Consider the following 13,855-nt stretch of genomic DNA (forward strand, 5'->3'; position numbering starts at 1 on the left):
GGAACAGACACGACATGACGAAACCAACCCAAGCGGAGATCCGATGACCGAACCCGTCCGCTACGAAACGGAGGGCGAGATCGCCCTCATCACCATCGACAACCCGCCGGTGAACGCGCTCGGCCATGCCGTGCGGCAGGGCCTCGTCGCCGCGATCGAGCGGTTCGAGGAAGACGACGCGCGCATCGCGGTCCTGCTCGGCGCCGGCCGGCTGTTTCTCGGGGGCGCCGATATCTCCGAGTTCGGCAAGCCGCCGCAGGATCCGTGGTTGCCAGAGGTGGTGAACCGGATCGAGGACTGCACCAAACCGGTGGTCGCCGCGATCCACGGCGCCGCGCTCGGCGGCGGTCTGGAGGTCGCGCTCGGATGCCACTACCGCGTTGCGCTGCCGGGAACGAAGCTCGGCCTGCCGGAAGTCACGCTGGGCATCCTGCCCGGGGCCGGCGGCACGCAGCGGACGCCGCGCCTGACCGGCATGGCGAAGGCGCTCGAGATGATCACCAGCGGCGTGCCAATCGGCCCCGACGACGCGCTGGCCTCCGGGCTGATCGATCGGATCGGTGACGGCGACGCGCCCTCGGCCGGCATTGCCTTCGCGACCGACCTGCTTTCCGACGGGGCCGAGCGACGCCCGGTCGGCGCGTTGCCGCGCCCGACGGCGGACGCCGAGGCAGTGGCGGCGACCGAAGCCACGCTCGAGAAACGGGCCCGCGGTCTCGTCGCACCACAACACGCGATGCGCGCGGTAATCGCAGCGTCGGAACATGATCTCGAGGCCGGGCTGGCCGAAGAGCGCCGGCTCTTCAACGAACTGATGGAGACACCGCAGCGCGAGGGGCTGATCCATGCCTTCTTCCTCGAGCGCAAGGTGTCGCAGCTGCCCGAGATCGACGGTGTGTCGCCGCGCGAGGTCGGTCATGTCGGCGTGATCGGCGGCGGCACGATGGGCGCGGGCATCGCGACCGCGGCGTTGCTGTCGGGCCTGCGCGTGACGCTGATCGAGCGCGACACGGCCGCCGCCGACAAAGCCCGTGCGACGATCGAGAAGAACCTCGCCGGCGCCGTCAAGCGCGGCAAGCTCGCCGAGGACAAGCGCGACGAGATCCTCTCGGACGCCTTCGCGACAGGCACCGATCACGCGGCCCTGTCGGACGCCGACCTCGCCATCGAGGCGGTGTTCGAGTCGATGGAGGTGAAGCGCGAGGTCTTCGAAGCGCTCGACGCGGTGATGAAACCGGGCGCGATTCTCGCGACGAACACCTCCTACCTCGACGTGAACGAGATCGCGGCGGCCACGAAACGGCCCGCCGATGTGATCGGGCTTCACTTCTTCTCGCCCGCGCACGTGATGAAGCTCCTGGAGGTCGTCGTCGCCGACCAAACCGCGGCAGACGTCACCGCCACGGCCTTCGCGCTGGCCAAGCGCCTGCGCAAGATCGCCGTGCGGGCCGGCGTCTGCGACGGCTTCATCGGCAACCGGATGCTGTCGCACTATCGGGGCGCGGCAGACCGTCTGGTCCTGATGGGCGCGTCGCCGTTTCAGATCGACCGCGCACTGACCGAGTTCGGCTTCGCCATGGGGCCCTTCGCGGTGGCGGACCTCGCCGGCCTCGACATCGGCTTCATGACGCGCGAGCGGAAGGCCGCGACCCGCGATCGGCGCGATGTCGTTCCGACATGGGCGGATGAGCTCTATCACCTCGGCCGGCTCGGCCAGAAAACCGGGCGCGGCTACTACATTTACGAGGACGGCGCGCGCGGCGGCACACCGGACCCAGAGGTCGAGACGCTGATCGCCAAGGCCCGTGAGGACGCCGGCATCACCCCGCGCGAGGTCACCGACGACGAGATCGTGCGGCGGTACATGGCCGCGATGGTCAACGAGGGCGCCCGCGTCGTGGGGGAGGGCATCGCCCGACGGCCGCTGGACGTGGATGCGGTCAAGCTCTTCGGATACGGCTTTCCGCGCTATCGCGGCGGACCGATGAAATGGGCCGACATGCAGGGCCTCGACGGCCTGCTCGGCGACATCCGTGCCTGGGAGGCGAACGATCCGTTCTTCTGGGCGCCGGCCCCGCTTCTCGAGACGCTGGTCTCGGACAACCGCAATTTCGACAGCCTGAACGACCGGGCCTGAGGAGACCGCCATGAAAGACGCCGTCCTCGTCTCCGTCGCCCGCACCGCCATCGGCAAGGCGGCGCGCGGCACCTTCAACATCACCCACGGCACCGATCTCGTCGGTCACACCGCCGCCGCCGCGGTCGAGCGTGCGGGGCTGGACCCCGCGCTGATCGAGGATTCGATCTGGGGCTGCGGCTATCCGCAGGGCGTGACGGGCCGCAACATCGCCCGGCAGGCGGTGATCCGCGCCGGGCTTCCCGTCACCGTGGCGGGAACCACGGTCAATCGCTTCTGCGCCTCGGGCCTGCAGGCCATCGCGATGGGCGGGCACATGATCGGCGCCGAGGGTGCACGCGCGGTGCTTGTCGGCGGCGTCGAATCCATCTCGGGCGTGCAGCCGCCACCCGACGAGTCGCCGAGCGACTGGATCATGGAGCACAAGCCGGACCTTTACCTGCCGATGATCGACACCGCCGACATCGTCGCCGAACGCTACGGGATCTCTCGGCAGGCGCAGGACGAACTGGGCTACCAGTCCCAGATGCGGACCGCCGCCGCGCAGGAGGCCGGACGCTTCGACGACGAGATCGTGCCGATGACCGTGACAAAGGCGGTCAAGAACAAGGAAACCGGAGAGGTGACCCACGAGGAGGTCACCATCGCGCAGGACGAGTGCAACCGCCCGTCGACCACGCTCGACGGCCTGCAAAAGCTCCAGCCCGTGCGCGGCGAAGGCAAGTACATCACCGCCGGCAACGCCTCGCAGCTATCCGACGGCGCCGCCGCGCTCGTGATGATGGACGCCGACGAGGCTGCGCGCGCGGGCCTGGCGCCGCTCGGCCGCTTCGCCGGCTTTGCCGTCGCCGGCTGCGAGCCCGACGAGATGGGCATCGGCCCCGTCTACGCCGTGCCGCGCCTGCTGGAGCGCGCCGGGCTGAAGGTCTCCGACATCGACCTGTGGGAGCTGAACGAGGCCTTCGCGAGCCAGGCGCTCTATTGCCGTGACGCGCTCGGCATCGACAACGACATCCTGAACGTCGACGGCGGCTCCATCGCCGTGGGTCACCCCTTCGGCATGACCGGTGCGCGGATGACCGGCCACCTGATGATGGAGGGCCGCCGCCGCGGCGCGAAGTGGGGCGTCGTGACCATGTGCGTGGGCGGCGGCCAGGGGGCCGCGGGCCTGTTCGAGATCTACAGCTGATCGCGCCAGCGACGGCACACAAGAGAGGAGCAAGCGATGGACCTCGCCTACACCGATGATCAGAAGGCGTTTCGCGACGAGGTGCGGAGCTTTCTCGACGAGAAACTCCCCAAGCGTCTGTCCGACAAGGTCGCTTCCGGCAAGCGCCTGACCAAGGCCGACTACGAGGAATGGCACGCCATCCTTCATGACAAGGGCTGGCTTGGCGTGACCTGGCCCAAGGAGCACGGCGGCACCGGGTGGGACGCCGTCGAGCGCCACATCTTCGAGATGGAAACCACGCGGGCGAACGCCCCGCGGATCGTTCCCTTCGGCATCAACATGCTCGGCCCGGTGCTGATGAAGTTCGGCTCCGACGAGCAGAAGGCGCATTACCTGCCGCGCATCCTCGACGGGTCGGACTGGTGGTGCCAGGGCTATTCCGAGCCCGGGGCCGGATCGGACCTCGCGTCACTCAAATGCAGCGCGGAGCGGGACGGCGACCACTACATCGTCAACGGCCAGAAGACGTGGACCACGCTCGGCCAGCACGCCAACATGATCTTCTGCCTCGTGCGCACCTCGAAGGAGGGCAAGCCGCAGGAGGGAATCTCGTTCCTGCTGATCGACATGGACAGCCCCGGCGTGTCGGTCCGGCCGATCGTGCTGATCGACGGCGAAGCCGAGGTGAACGAGGTCTGGTTCGACAACGTGAAGGTCCCCGCCGAGAACCTCGTCGGTGAGGAGAACAAGGGCTGGACCTACGCCAAGTACCTGCTGACCCACGAGCGCACCAACATCGCCGGCGTCGGCTTCTCGACCGCCGCGCTGGCCTCGCTCAAGCGGATCGCCGGGCTCGAGATGCAGGACGGCAAGCCGCTGATCGAGAACCCGCTCTTCGCCGCCAAGGTCGCGCAGGTCGAGATCGACCTGATGGCGATGGCCACCACCAACCTGCGGGTCGTCGCCGCAGCGGCCGCCGGCCAGGCGCCCGGGCCCGAAAGCTCCATGCTCAAGATCAAGGGCACGGTGATCCGCCAGGAGATCAATCACCTGACCCGCCGCGCCGTGGGCCCCTACGCCCTTCCCTTCGTGTCCGAAGCGCTCGAGGACGGCTCCAACGTCGAACCCGTCGGGCCGGACTACGCGCTGCCGGCGGTGCAGAGCTACTTCAACAACCGCAAACTCTCGATCTACGGCGGGTCGAACGAGGTCCAGCGCGGCATCATCACCAAGGCCATCCTCGAGCTGTGATCCCGCGATACCCGGAGAATACCGAATGAATTTCGAATTGACCGACGAGAGGCAGATGCTGCAGGACAGCCTGCGGCGCTACCTCTCCGACACCGTCACGCCCGAGCTTCTGCACAAGGCGACCGAGGCCGGATCCGGGCACAGCGACACGCTGTGGCAGGGCCTGTCCGAGATGGGCGTATCCGGCGCGCTGTTTTCCGAAGACGACGGCGGGTTCGGCGGCACCGGCTTCGACCTGAGCGTCGTGTTCGAGGAAATGGGCCGCGTCGGCGCGTTCGAGCCGCTGATCGAAAGCGGGATCCTCGCCGGCGGCCTGATCGCCGCGCTCGGCTCCGACGCGCAGAAGGCGCTGATCGAGGAGATCGTCGCCGGCGGGACGATCCTGACCCTCGCCCACGGCGAGCCCGGCAGCCGCTACGACCTCGCCCATGTCGAGACGCAGGCAACCGCGACCGACGACGGCTACACGCTGTCTGGTCGCAAGAGTCTCGTGATGGCCGCCTCCGCCGCCTCGCACGCGGTGGTCAGCGCGCGCACCTCCGGCGACCGGCGCGACGCGGCCGGCATCTCGCTGTTTCTCGTGCCCCTCGACGCCGACGGGCTCGAGATCCGCGACTACCCGATGAATGGTGGGGGCCGCGCGGCGGAACTCGCACTGACCGACGTGACGCTGCCCGCCGATGCCCGCATCGGACCGGAGGGCGATGCCCACGCAGCGCTCGAAACCGCGCAGGCCCGCGCCATCTGTGCGCAATGCGCCGAGGCGGTCGGTCTTATGGACGCGATCAAGGACCTGACCGTCGGCTACCTGCAGCAGCGGCGGCAGTTCGGGCAGCCCATCGGCAAGTTCCAGGCGCTCCAGCACCGCATGGCGGACCTCTTGATCGAGATCGAGCAGGCGCGCTCGGCTGTGATCAATCTCGCCGGTCATCTCGAGGCACCGCGCACCGACCGCGAGCGCCATGTCAGCGCCGCCAAGAATCTCGTCGGCCGCACCGCGAAGCTCGTGGTCGAGGAGTCGATCCAGATGCACGGCGGTATCGGCATGACGATGGAATATGCGCTCGGTCACCTCGCCAAGCGCCTGACGATGATCGATCACCGCTTCGGCGACGCCGACTGGCATCTCGAGCGCTTCATCCGCCTCGCCGCGGCATGAGCGTGATCGCCGACGAGACCGGCGCACAACGCGCGCTCGGCTACGTCATCGACGTGGGCGACCCCGAGAGCGCGCGCTGCTGGCTCGACGTGACCGAGGCGCACACCAACCGCCACGATGTCCTGCACGGCGGCATCGCCTCGCTTCTGCTCGACAGCGCCATGGGCGCCACCGGATCGCTCACGGTCGATCCCGCCGGGCGCGCGCCGTTTCTCACGGTCTCGCTCACGACCCAGTTCCTCACGCCGGCCCGCGCGGGTGAACGGGTGACCGCCGTGGGCCGGATCACCGGCGGCGGGCGGTCGCTGCTCTTCATCGCGGGCGAGCTTCGCGCGGACACCGGCACGCTGGTCGCCAGCGCCACTGGCGTTTTCAAGCGCGTGCCCGACCGGACTGGCTGAGACGACCGACGTCGAAGCATCGGAGGATCAAAAACGTGAATACCGAACGCATACACGAGATGCTCGACAGAAATGCAGCGTCGCGGCCTGAGGCGGCGGCCATCGTCGATACCGACGGCCGGGTCGTATCCTGGGCGACGTATGCCGCTCTCTCGCACGAGATGGCGGAGCACATGCAGGCCGCCGGTCTCGCCGCCACCGACCGCGTCCTGATCGTTGCCGAGAACTGCCTCGCCGCCGCCGCCGCGATCTTCGGCGCGAGCCGCATCGGCGCCATCGCGGTGCCCGTCAACGCGCGCATGACCAGCCCGGAACTCGACCGCATCAGCGCACATGCCGATCCCGCGCTCGTCCTCTACACGAGCCACGTCTCCCCGGAGGCAGCCGCCCACGCCGCCGCCGCGCGTGCGGCGTCCCATCCCACCGGTGCCGGCGCGCTTCACGCAATGGCCCGCGGCGGCAGCGCGGAGCCGGGGGCCGAGGACGTCGCGGTCCTGCTCTACACCACGGGCACCACGGGCGACCCGAAGGGCGTCATGCTGACCCACGCCAATCTCGGATTCGCCGCCCGCGCCTCGGCCGAGCTGCGCGCGATGACCCCGGCCGACAGGATCTATGGCGCCTTGCCGATCACCCACGTCTTCGGCCTCGCCTCTATGCTCATGGCCGGGGCCCATGCCGGCACGGCGATCGAGCTTGCCGCGCGCTTCCGGCCTGCCGCGCTCCACGACGCGCTGCGCGCCGGCATCACCGTCCTGCCGGCCGTACCGCAGATGCACGCGCTGCTGATGGCCCATGCCGCCGAACACGGGCACGCCCGGCTCGAAGACGCGGCGTTGCGCTACGTCTCCTCCGGCGCGGCGCCGCTCGATCCGGCGTGGAAGCGCAAGGCCGAGGCGTTCTACGGCCTTCCGCTGCAGAACGGCTACGGCATGACCGAGAGCACCGCCGGATCCTCGGGCACCCGCAACCCGATCGGCTCGCCCGACACCAGCGTCGGCCCGCCGCTGCCGGGCGTGGAGGTCGCCATCGATGACAGCCTGGGCGCCGAGCCCGGCACCGGCGAGGTCCTGACCCGGGGACCGCACGTGATGAAGGGATATTTCCGCAATCCCGACGCCACAGCCGCGGCGCTCCGCGACGGCTGGCTGCACACAGGGGACCTCGGCCGGATCGATGCCGAGGGTCGGCTGCACATCGTCGGCCGCGCGAAGGAGCTCATCATTCGCGGCGGCTTCAACGTCTACCCGCCCGAGGTCGAGGCCGCGCTCAACGACCATCCCCAAGTGGTGCAATCCGCCGTGATCGGCCGCCCGCGCGCCGGCTCCGAGGACATTCTCGCCTTCGTGCAATGCGCCGCGCCGGCCCCGGACCCCGAGGAACTGCGCAGCTTCGCGTCCGCGCGCCTCTCGGCCTACAAGCGCCCCACGCACATCCTCGTCGTGGACACCCTGCCTGCCGCACCCTCGGGCAAGGTGCTCAAGCACAAGCTCTTGGCACACTTCGCGGACCGCCTCGACCACGGCGCGCCGGGCTGACCGCACCCCCTTCTTCTTGGTGAAATACTCCGGAGAGCGCGAGAGGCAGAGCCTCTCGCACGCGCCAAGCAGGCGCGTCGCTCAAGTTCCGACGATCTCGCGCAGGCCGGCAATCTTGGCGGCGGCCTTCTCCTTGGCACCGCGCGCCGCCTCGGCCATCATCGCCTCCAGCGCACCGGGATCGGCCATGTACTCGGCAAAGCGCGCGGCGGGCACCTCGAACAGTTCGTCGAGCTTGTCGGCAAGGATGCGCTTGGCGTCGCCGTAGCCCATGCCGCACTCTTCGAAGCGCGCGCGCAGATGCGCGACCTCCGCCGGCTCGGCCAGCGCGGCGTAGAGTTCGTAGACCGTGTTCCCGTCGGGCTCCTTCGGCTCTTCGGGCAGCTTGCTGTCGGTGACGATCTTGTTGATCATCTTGCGACGCGTTTTGGGATCGATGAAGAGCGGAATGGTGTTGCCGTAGCTCTTGGACATCTTCCGACCGTCGAGGCCGACGATCGCCTCGAGGTTCTCCTGCACGGAGTGTTCCGGCAAGGTGAAGAACTCGGTGTCGTAGCGGCGGTTGAAGTAGCCCGCGATGTCGCGCGCGAACTCCACGTGCTGGATCTGGTCGCGGCCCACCGGGACGATCCCGCCATCGAAGAGCAGGATGTCGGCCGACATCAGGATCGGGTAGGTATAGAGTCCCATGTTCACGCCGTCGTCCGGCTGGGCCGACGGCTTTTCGGCGTTGGCGTCGACCGCCGCCTTGTAGGCATGTGCGCGGTTCATCAGGCCCTTCGGCGTCACCGAAGACAGAACCTGCGTCAGCTCAAACACCTCCGGCACATCGGATTGCCGGTAGAAGTTCGTGTGCTCGAGATCGAGCCCGAGCGACAGGAAACAGGCCGCGATCTCATGCGTATAGCGCCGGATTTCATCGGCGTTCCCGATCGAGTTCAGTGCGTGGTAGTTGGCGATGAACAGAAAGTTCTCGCCGCCCGCGTTCGAGGCCATGAGGTCGAGCGTCGGGCGGATCATGCCGGCGTAGTTGCCGATATGGACCTGCCCGGTCGGCTTGATCCCCGTCAGGATCGACTTCTGTGCGCTCATCGCGGATCCCCTTCTTCGATCGGGGCCGAGATGTGGGCCGAACGCGGGTCGGTTGCAAGCCCGAAACCGGGCGGCCCTAGTCCTCGATCGGGTGGTAGCAGGCGAAACGGTGCCGCGCTCCCTCGTACGGCGGAAAGCTTTCGCGGCAGGTCTCGCTCGCGCGCCAGCAGCGTGGATTGAACGGACAGCCCGGCGGCACGTTCATCGGCGACGGCAATTCGCCCTCGAGCTTGATGCGGTTCTTCTCGTGCCGCGGGTCGGCCACAGGGGTCGCCGACAGGAGCGCGCGTGTATAGGGATGGCGCGGATGGGCGAAGACATCGTCCTTCGGCCCCATTTCCACCGGGCGGCCCAGATACATCACCATCACCTCGTCGGCGAGGTGGCGCACCACCGACAGGTCATGGCTGATGAAGAGATAGGCGAGCTGGAACTTCTCCTGCAGGTCGATCAAGAGGTTCAGCACCTGGCTCTGGATCGAGAGGTCGAGCGCCGAGACCGGCTCGTCGAGAACGAGGATCTTGGGCTCGAGCATCAGGGCGCGGCCGACCGCGACGCGCTGGCGCTGGCCGCCCGAGAACATGTGCGGGTAGCGGTCGAAATGCTCGTCGCGCAGGCCGACCATCCGCAGCATGTCGCGCGCGCGCCGCTCGCGCTCCTCGGCGGACACCTCGGGGCGGTTCAGCTTCAGCGGCTCCATCAGCGTCTGGCCGATGGTCTGACGCGGGTTGAGCGAGCCATAGGGATCCTGGAACACGATCTGGACCATGGCGCGCAGGTCGCGGTCGGACGCGGCGCCGCCCGGCCCGACCTCGCGGCCCTCGATCGCCAGCGTGCCGCCCGAGGGCGGCTCGATCATCGTCACCACGCGGGCGAGCGTGGACTTGCCGCAGCCGGATTCGCCCACGACGGCCAGCGTCTTGCCGGGCGTCAGCGCGAAGGACGCGCCGTCCAGCGCGCGAACGGTCGCTGGGCTCGAGAACATGCCGCCGCCGACCTCGTAGTGTCGCTGCAGCGCCTCGGCGGTGAGGATGGCCTCGCTCATGACGCCTTCTCCCGGTTGGTCGGCTCTCCGTGCGAGAGCGGGTAGTGACAGAGCGCGAGGCCCATCTCGCGGCTGGCCTGGACCGGCTCCACCGCCTTGCAGCGCGCGTCGGCGAAGCGGCAGCGCGGCGAGAACAGGCATCCCTCCGGCCGGTCGAACTGTCCCGGTACGACGCCCGGGATCGTCGGCAGGCGCCGTTCGGTCGCGCGTTCAGGCAGCGCCGCCAGGAGCGCGGCGGTGTAGGGATGGTGCGGATCGTCGAAAAGCGCGCCGACCTCCTGCTCCTCGACCTTCTGGCCGGCGTACTGGACCTGCACGCGGTTCACGGTCTCGGCGACCACGCCCATGTCGTGGGTGATGAGGATGAGCGCCATGCCCGTCCGCTCCTGCAGGCCGGTCAGCAGCTCCAGGATCTGCGCCTGGATCGTCACGTCGAGCGCGGTGGTCGGCTCGTCCGCGATCAGCAGCTTCGGTTCGCAGGCAAGCGCCATGGCGATCATCGCCCGCTGGCTCATCCCCCCGGACAGCTGGTGCGGAAACGCGGTCAGGCGCTTTTCGGGCGCCGGGATGCCGACGAGCTGCATCAGCTCGATCGCGCGCCGTTGGCGACCGGCGCGGTCGAGGTCGGTGTGTTTCTTCAGGCTTTCCTTGATCTGGAAGCCGACGGTGAAACACGGGTTGAGCGACGACATCGGCTCCTGAAAGATCATCGACATGTCGCGGCCGATGATGCGGCGACGCTGCTTGGGGGTCATGCCGCGCAGATCATGGCCGTTGAACGCCATGCGGTCGGCGGTCACCGTCGCCGTCCACGGCAGCAGGCCCATGACCGCGAGCATCGACACCGACTTGCCCGATCCGCTTTCGCCGACGATCGCCATGAGGTCGCCGGGCTCAACGGTGATATCGACTCCGTCGACGGCGCGAAAGCTGCCGGAGGTGGTCGAGAAATCGACGGACAGGTTGCGGATTTCGAGAAGAGGCATCGTCTCAGCTCCGCTTCAGTTTCGGATCGAGCGCGTCACGCAGACCGTCGCCCATCAGGTTGATCGCCAAGACCGTGACGAGGATGCACAGGCCCGGGAACGTCACCACCCACCATGCCCGCAGGATGAACTCGCGCGCCTCGGCCAGCATGGTGCCCCATTCCGGCGTCGGCGGCTGCGCCCCCATCCCGAGGAAGCCCAGCGCCGCCGCGTCGAGGATCGCGGTGGAGAACGACAGCGCCGCCTGCACGATGATCGGCGCGAGGCAGTTGGGCAGCACGGTGCGGAACATGATCCGCAGCTTGCCGGCCCCGGCCACGCGCGCGGCCGTGACGTAATCGCGTGTGCGCTCGGAGATCACGGCGGCGCGCGTCAGGCGCACGAAGTGCGGCTGTAGTACGATCGCGATCGCCACCATCGCGTTGAGGAGCGACGGCCCGAGGATCGCCACCAGCACCAGCGCCATCAGCAGCGACGGAAAGGACAGCACGATGTCCATGATCCGCATGATGATCGTGTCGAGCCAGCGCGGCGAAAAGCCGGCGATGACGCCGATCACCACGCCGAAGAACGTGGCCACCGTGACGACGACCAGGCCGATGAAGAACGAGAACCGGGCGCCATGGATGAGCCGCGAGAGCATGTCGCGCCCCAGCGGGTCCGTGCCGAGCGGGAACTGCCACTCCCCGCCCTCGGCCCAGACCGGCGGCACGAGAAGCGAGTTCCGGAACTGCGCGTCCGGCGGGTAGGGCGAGATGATCGGCGCGAAAATGGCGATCAGCAGAAAGAGCAGGAACACCAAGAGGCCGGCCACTGCGCCGCGGTTCTCGCGGAACGCGTTCCAGAAGTCGCGGAAGGGGCTTGGCGGGGCCTGGGCGATGGTGCGCGCCGTGGCGGAGCTGGCATCGGACATGGATCAGCGATTCCGGATCTTTGGGTTGATGGCGCCGTAGAGGATGTCGACCGTCAGGTTCACGATCATCACGATCACCGCGATGATGAGCAGGCCGCCCTGCACCGCCTGGTAGTCGCGGCGGAAGATCGAATCGACCATCCACTTGCCGATCCCGGGCCAGGAGAAGATCGTCTCGGTCAGGATCGCGCCGGCCAGCAGCGTGCCGACCGACAGACCGATCACCGTGACCACCGGGATCATCGCGTTCCGCAGCGCGTGCAGACCGTTGACCCGGAGCGGGGCGAGACCCTTGGCGCGGGCGGTGCGCACGTAATCCTCGCCCAGGACCTCGAGCATGGCCGAGCGCGTCTGCCGCGCGATCACCGCAAGCGGGATCGTCGCGAGAACGATCGTCGGCAGGATCAGGTGCGCGAGCGCCGAACGGAAGGCCCCTTCCTGCCCCGACAGAAGCGAGTCGATGAGCATGAAACCGGTCGGCCCCTCGATGAAATACATCAGCGACATTCGGCCCGACACCGGCGTCCAGCCGAGCCCGGAGGAAAACACGATGATGAGCAGCAGGGCCCACCAGAAGATCGGCATCGAGTATCCGACGAGCGCCGTCGTCATCAGCGCCTGATCGAAGAACTTCCCGCGATTGACCGCGGCGATCACGCCCGCCGGGATCCCGAGGAGGACCGCGAGGAGGATCGCGCAGATCGACAGCTCCAGCGTCGCCGGAAACAGCGCGAGGAACTCGTCGAGGACCGGGCGCTTGGTCACGAAGGACGTGCCCAGATCCCCCTGGAAGATCCCGAACAGGTAGTCGAGATACTGCCGCCACATCGGCTGGTCGAAGCCGAACTGGGCGGCGAGTTCGTTGTAGCGTTCCTCGCCGATCCCGCGCTCGCCCGCAAGGAGCGTGATCGGGTCGCCGGGCAGGAGCCGGATGAAGGCAAACGACACGATCGTGACACCGATGAAGGTCGGCACGAAGGTCAGCAGCCGGGAGAGGACGAAGCGCAGCATCAGCCGAGGATCCTCAATTCGCGTGGAAAGGTGGTGAGCGAGCGGTTCCCGGTCTCGGTCACGAGAATGTCGTCCTCGATCCTGACACCGAAACGCCCCGCCGCATACAGGCCGGGCTCGTTGGTGAAGACGGCGCCGGCCGGCACGGCGGCGTGGTTGCCGCGCATGATGTAGGGCGCCTCGTGCACCTCCCGGCCGAGCCCGTGGCCGGTCTTGGTGCGGATCCGGTCGGCGAAGCGGGACGCTTCGAGAACACCGATCACGGCATCGTCGATCTCGTGCGCGGTCACGCCGGCGCGGGCGACCTCGTGACCCCGCGCATTGGCGGCACGCACCGTCTCGTAAACCTCGTGCGCCTCGTCGGAGGCGGACCCGACGAAAAAGGTGCGCGTGATGTCGGCCGCGAAGCCGCCCCAACGCGCGCCGAAATCGATCAGGAGCGCGTCACCGTCCTCGATCGCCTCGTCGCGGGCGATGGCGTGGGCGTTTGCCGAGTGCGCGCCGGACGCGACGAGCGGGCCGAACGCGCTGCCTTCCGCGCCGTGCGCAAAGAGCGCGGCCACCAGCCGGCGCTCCACGTCCTTTTCGGTGGTGCCGACACGCACAGTCTCCAGAACCTCGCCCAGCGCGGTCTCCGAGATCCGGATCGCCTCTTCGAGGGCGGCGATCTCGGCATCCGTCTTGACGAGGCGCAGACCGCTGATCGCACTCTCGGCATCGTGGACGGCAAGGCCCGGATACGCCGCGACGAGCGCGTGATGCACGAACACGCGCATCACCTGCCCTTCGACCGCGAGGCTGGCCATCGGCAGGTGGCGGGCCAGTGCCGCGAAGGCGTCGGCATAGCCGTCCTGATCGCGCCAGTCGAAGACCTCGCCCTCGAACTCCAGCGCGGCCCAGGAACTCAGCTCCAGGTTCGGCACGATGGCGGCAGGCGCGCCCTCGGTCGGGATCACCACGAGCGTCGGGCGTTCGGATGTGGAGAAATGCGCGTCGTAGAGCCGCTCGAAGTTCGGGCCGGGCACGAGCGCGAGCGCCTCGACGCCGAGGTCGCGCGCCAGTGCGCGATGCTCTGAATAGCGATCTGTCATGGGCGCGGTCCCTTAGCGGCGGCTCGGGCAGGCGGCAAGGCGATGCGCGCCGGTCCGCCG

General features: G+C 68.4%; 12 protein-coding genes. 6 read left to right on the forward strand and 6 right to left on the reverse strand.

Annotated elements, in window-relative coordinates; genetic code table 11:
- Positions 1-43 precede the first annotated feature (43 nt).
- Genes ROJ8625_RS04690 through ROJ8625_RS04715 form a run of 6 tightly spaced genes read left to right on the forward strand, consistent with a single transcriptional unit; the run spans position 44 to position 7,657 of the window.
- Positions 44-2,137, forward strand: a complete 2,094-nt coding sequence (locus ROJ8625_RS04690; RefSeq protein ID WP_085790656.1) for a 3-hydroxyacyl-CoA dehydrogenase NAD-binding domain-containing protein — start codon at positions 44-46, stop codon at positions 2,135-2,137.
- Positions 2,138-2,147: 10 nt separating this feature from the next.
- Positions 2,148-3,326, forward strand: coding sequence for an acetyl-CoA C-acyltransferase (locus ROJ8625_RS04695; RefSeq protein ID WP_085790657.1), 1,179 nt, complete (start codon positions 2,148-2,150; stop codon positions 3,324-3,326).
- A 36-nt stretch (positions 3,327-3,362) separates the two neighbouring features.
- On the forward strand, positions 3,363-4,559 hold the full coding sequence (locus ROJ8625_RS04700; protein WP_085790658.1) for an acyl-CoA dehydrogenase family protein: 1,197 nt from the start codon (positions 3,363-3,365) through the stop codon (positions 4,557-4,559).
- A gap of 25 nt (positions 4,560-4,584) precedes the next feature.
- Complete coding sequence (locus tag ROJ8625_RS04705) at positions 4,585-5,718, forward strand: acyl-CoA dehydrogenase family protein (RefSeq protein WP_085790659.1); 1,134 nt, start codon at positions 4,585-4,587, stop codon at positions 5,716-5,718.
- Positions 5,715-6,119: a PaaI family thioesterase gene (locus ROJ8625_RS04710; protein ID WP_085790660.1), complete on the forward strand. Its 405-nt coding sequence runs from the start codon at positions 5,715-5,717 to the stop codon at positions 6,117-6,119. The genes ROJ8625_RS04705 and ROJ8625_RS04710 overlap by 4 nt, the downstream gene beginning before the upstream one ends.
- A 59-nt stretch (positions 6,120-6,178) precedes the next feature.
- Complete coding sequence (locus ROJ8625_RS04715; protein ID WP_085790661.1) at positions 6,179-7,657, forward strand: class I adenylate-forming enzyme family protein; 1,479 nt, start codon at positions 6,179-6,181, stop codon at positions 7,655-7,657.
- Positions 7,658-7,738: 81 nt separating this feature from the next.
- Here the strand turns inward: ROJ8625_RS04715 and trpS are convergent, their stop codons facing one another.
- The 6 genes from trpS to ROJ8625_RS04745 all read right to left on the reverse strand — a co-directional run bounded on the left by trpS (position 7,739) and on the right by ROJ8625_RS04745 (position 13,795).
- A complete protein-coding gene (gene trpS / locus ROJ8625_RS04720) occupies positions 7,739-8,749 on the reverse strand; it encodes a tryptophan--tRNA ligase (RefSeq protein WP_085790662.1) in 1,011 nt (336 codons plus the stop codon).
- 76 nt (positions 8,750-8,825) lie between these two features.
- Positions 8,826-9,794, reverse strand: coding sequence for an ABC transporter ATP-binding protein (locus ROJ8625_RS04725; RefSeq protein ID WP_085790663.1), 969 nt, complete (start codon positions 9,792-9,794; stop codon positions 8,826-8,828).
- Entirely contained in the window at positions 9,791-10,780 is a 990-nt protein-coding gene (locus ROJ8625_RS04730) for an ABC transporter ATP-binding protein (RefSeq protein ID WP_085790664.1), read from the reverse strand. The genes ROJ8625_RS04725 and ROJ8625_RS04730 overlap by 4 nt, the downstream gene beginning before the upstream one ends.
- 4 nt (positions 10,781-10,784) lie before the next feature.
- Positions 10,785-11,693, reverse strand: a complete 909-nt coding sequence (locus ROJ8625_RS04735) for an ABC transporter permease subunit (protein WP_085790665.1) — start codon at positions 11,691-11,693, stop codon at positions 10,785-10,787.
- A gap of 3 nt (positions 11,694-11,696) precedes the next feature.
- Positions 11,697-12,704: an ABC transporter permease subunit gene (locus tag ROJ8625_RS04740; RefSeq protein WP_085790666.1), complete on the reverse strand. Its 1,008-nt coding sequence runs from the start codon at positions 12,702-12,704 to the stop codon at positions 11,697-11,699.
- Positions 12,704-13,795, reverse strand: coding sequence for a M24 family metallopeptidase (locus ROJ8625_RS04745; RefSeq protein ID WP_085790667.1), 1,092 nt, complete (start codon positions 13,793-13,795; stop codon positions 12,704-12,706). Before ROJ8625_RS04745 ends, ROJ8625_RS04740 begins: the two co-directional genes overlap by 1 nt.
- Positions 13,796-13,855: the final 60 nt, after the last annotated feature.

This window comes from Roseivivax jejudonensis (genome assembly GCF_900172265.1).
GTDB classification, from domain to species: domain Bacteria; phylum Pseudomonadota; class Alphaproteobacteria; order Rhodobacterales; family Rhodobacteraceae; genus Roseivivax; species Roseivivax jejudonensis.

Excerpts from the sequence above, each read along its gene's own strand:
- ROJ8625_RS04705 (WP_085790659.1), top strand. The coding sequence starts at position 4,585 with ATGAATTTCGAATTGACCGACGAGAGGCAGATGCTGCAGGACAGCCTG.
- ROJ8625_RS04690 (WP_085790656.1), top strand. The coding sequence starts at position 44 with ATGACCGAACCCGTCCGCTACGAAACGGAGGGCGAGATCGCCCTCATC.
- ROJ8625_RS04735 (WP_085790665.1), bottom strand. The coding sequence starts at position 11,693 with ATGTCCGATGCCAGCTCCGCCACGGCGCGCACCATCGCCCAGGCCCCG.
- ROJ8625_RS04725 (WP_085790663.1), bottom strand. The coding sequence starts at position 9,794 with ATGAGCGAGGCCATCCTCACCGCCGAGGCGCTGCAGCGACACTACGAG.
- ROJ8625_RS04695 (WP_085790657.1), top strand. The coding sequence starts at position 2,148 with ATGAAAGACGCCGTCCTCGTCTCCGTCGCCCGCACCGCCATCGGCAAG.
- ROJ8625_RS04740 (WP_085790666.1), bottom strand. The coding sequence starts at position 12,704 with ATGCTGCGCTTCGTCCTCTCCCGGCTGCTGACCTTCGTGCCGACCTTC.
- trpS (WP_085790662.1), bottom strand. The coding sequence starts at position 8,749 with ATGAGCGCACAGAAGTCGATCCTGACGGGGATCAAGCCGACCGGGCAG.
- ROJ8625_RS04715 (WP_085790661.1), top strand. The coding sequence starts at position 6,179 with ATGCTCGACAGAAATGCAGCGTCGCGGCCTGAGGCGGCGGCCATCGTC.
- ROJ8625_RS04745 (WP_085790667.1), bottom strand. The coding sequence starts at position 13,795 with ATGACAGATCGCTATTCAGAGCATCGCGCACTGGCGCGCGACCTCGGC.
- ROJ8625_RS04730 (WP_085790664.1), bottom strand. The coding sequence starts at position 10,780 with ATGCCTCTTCTCGAAATCCGCAACCTGTCCGTCGATTTCTCGACCACC.
- ROJ8625_RS04710 (WP_085790660.1), top strand. The coding sequence starts at position 5,715 with ATGAGCGTGATCGCCGACGAGACCGGCGCACAACGCGCGCTCGGCTAC.
- ROJ8625_RS04700 (WP_085790658.1), top strand. The coding sequence starts at position 3,363 with ATGGACCTCGCCTACACCGATGATCAGAAGGCGTTTCGCGACGAGGTG.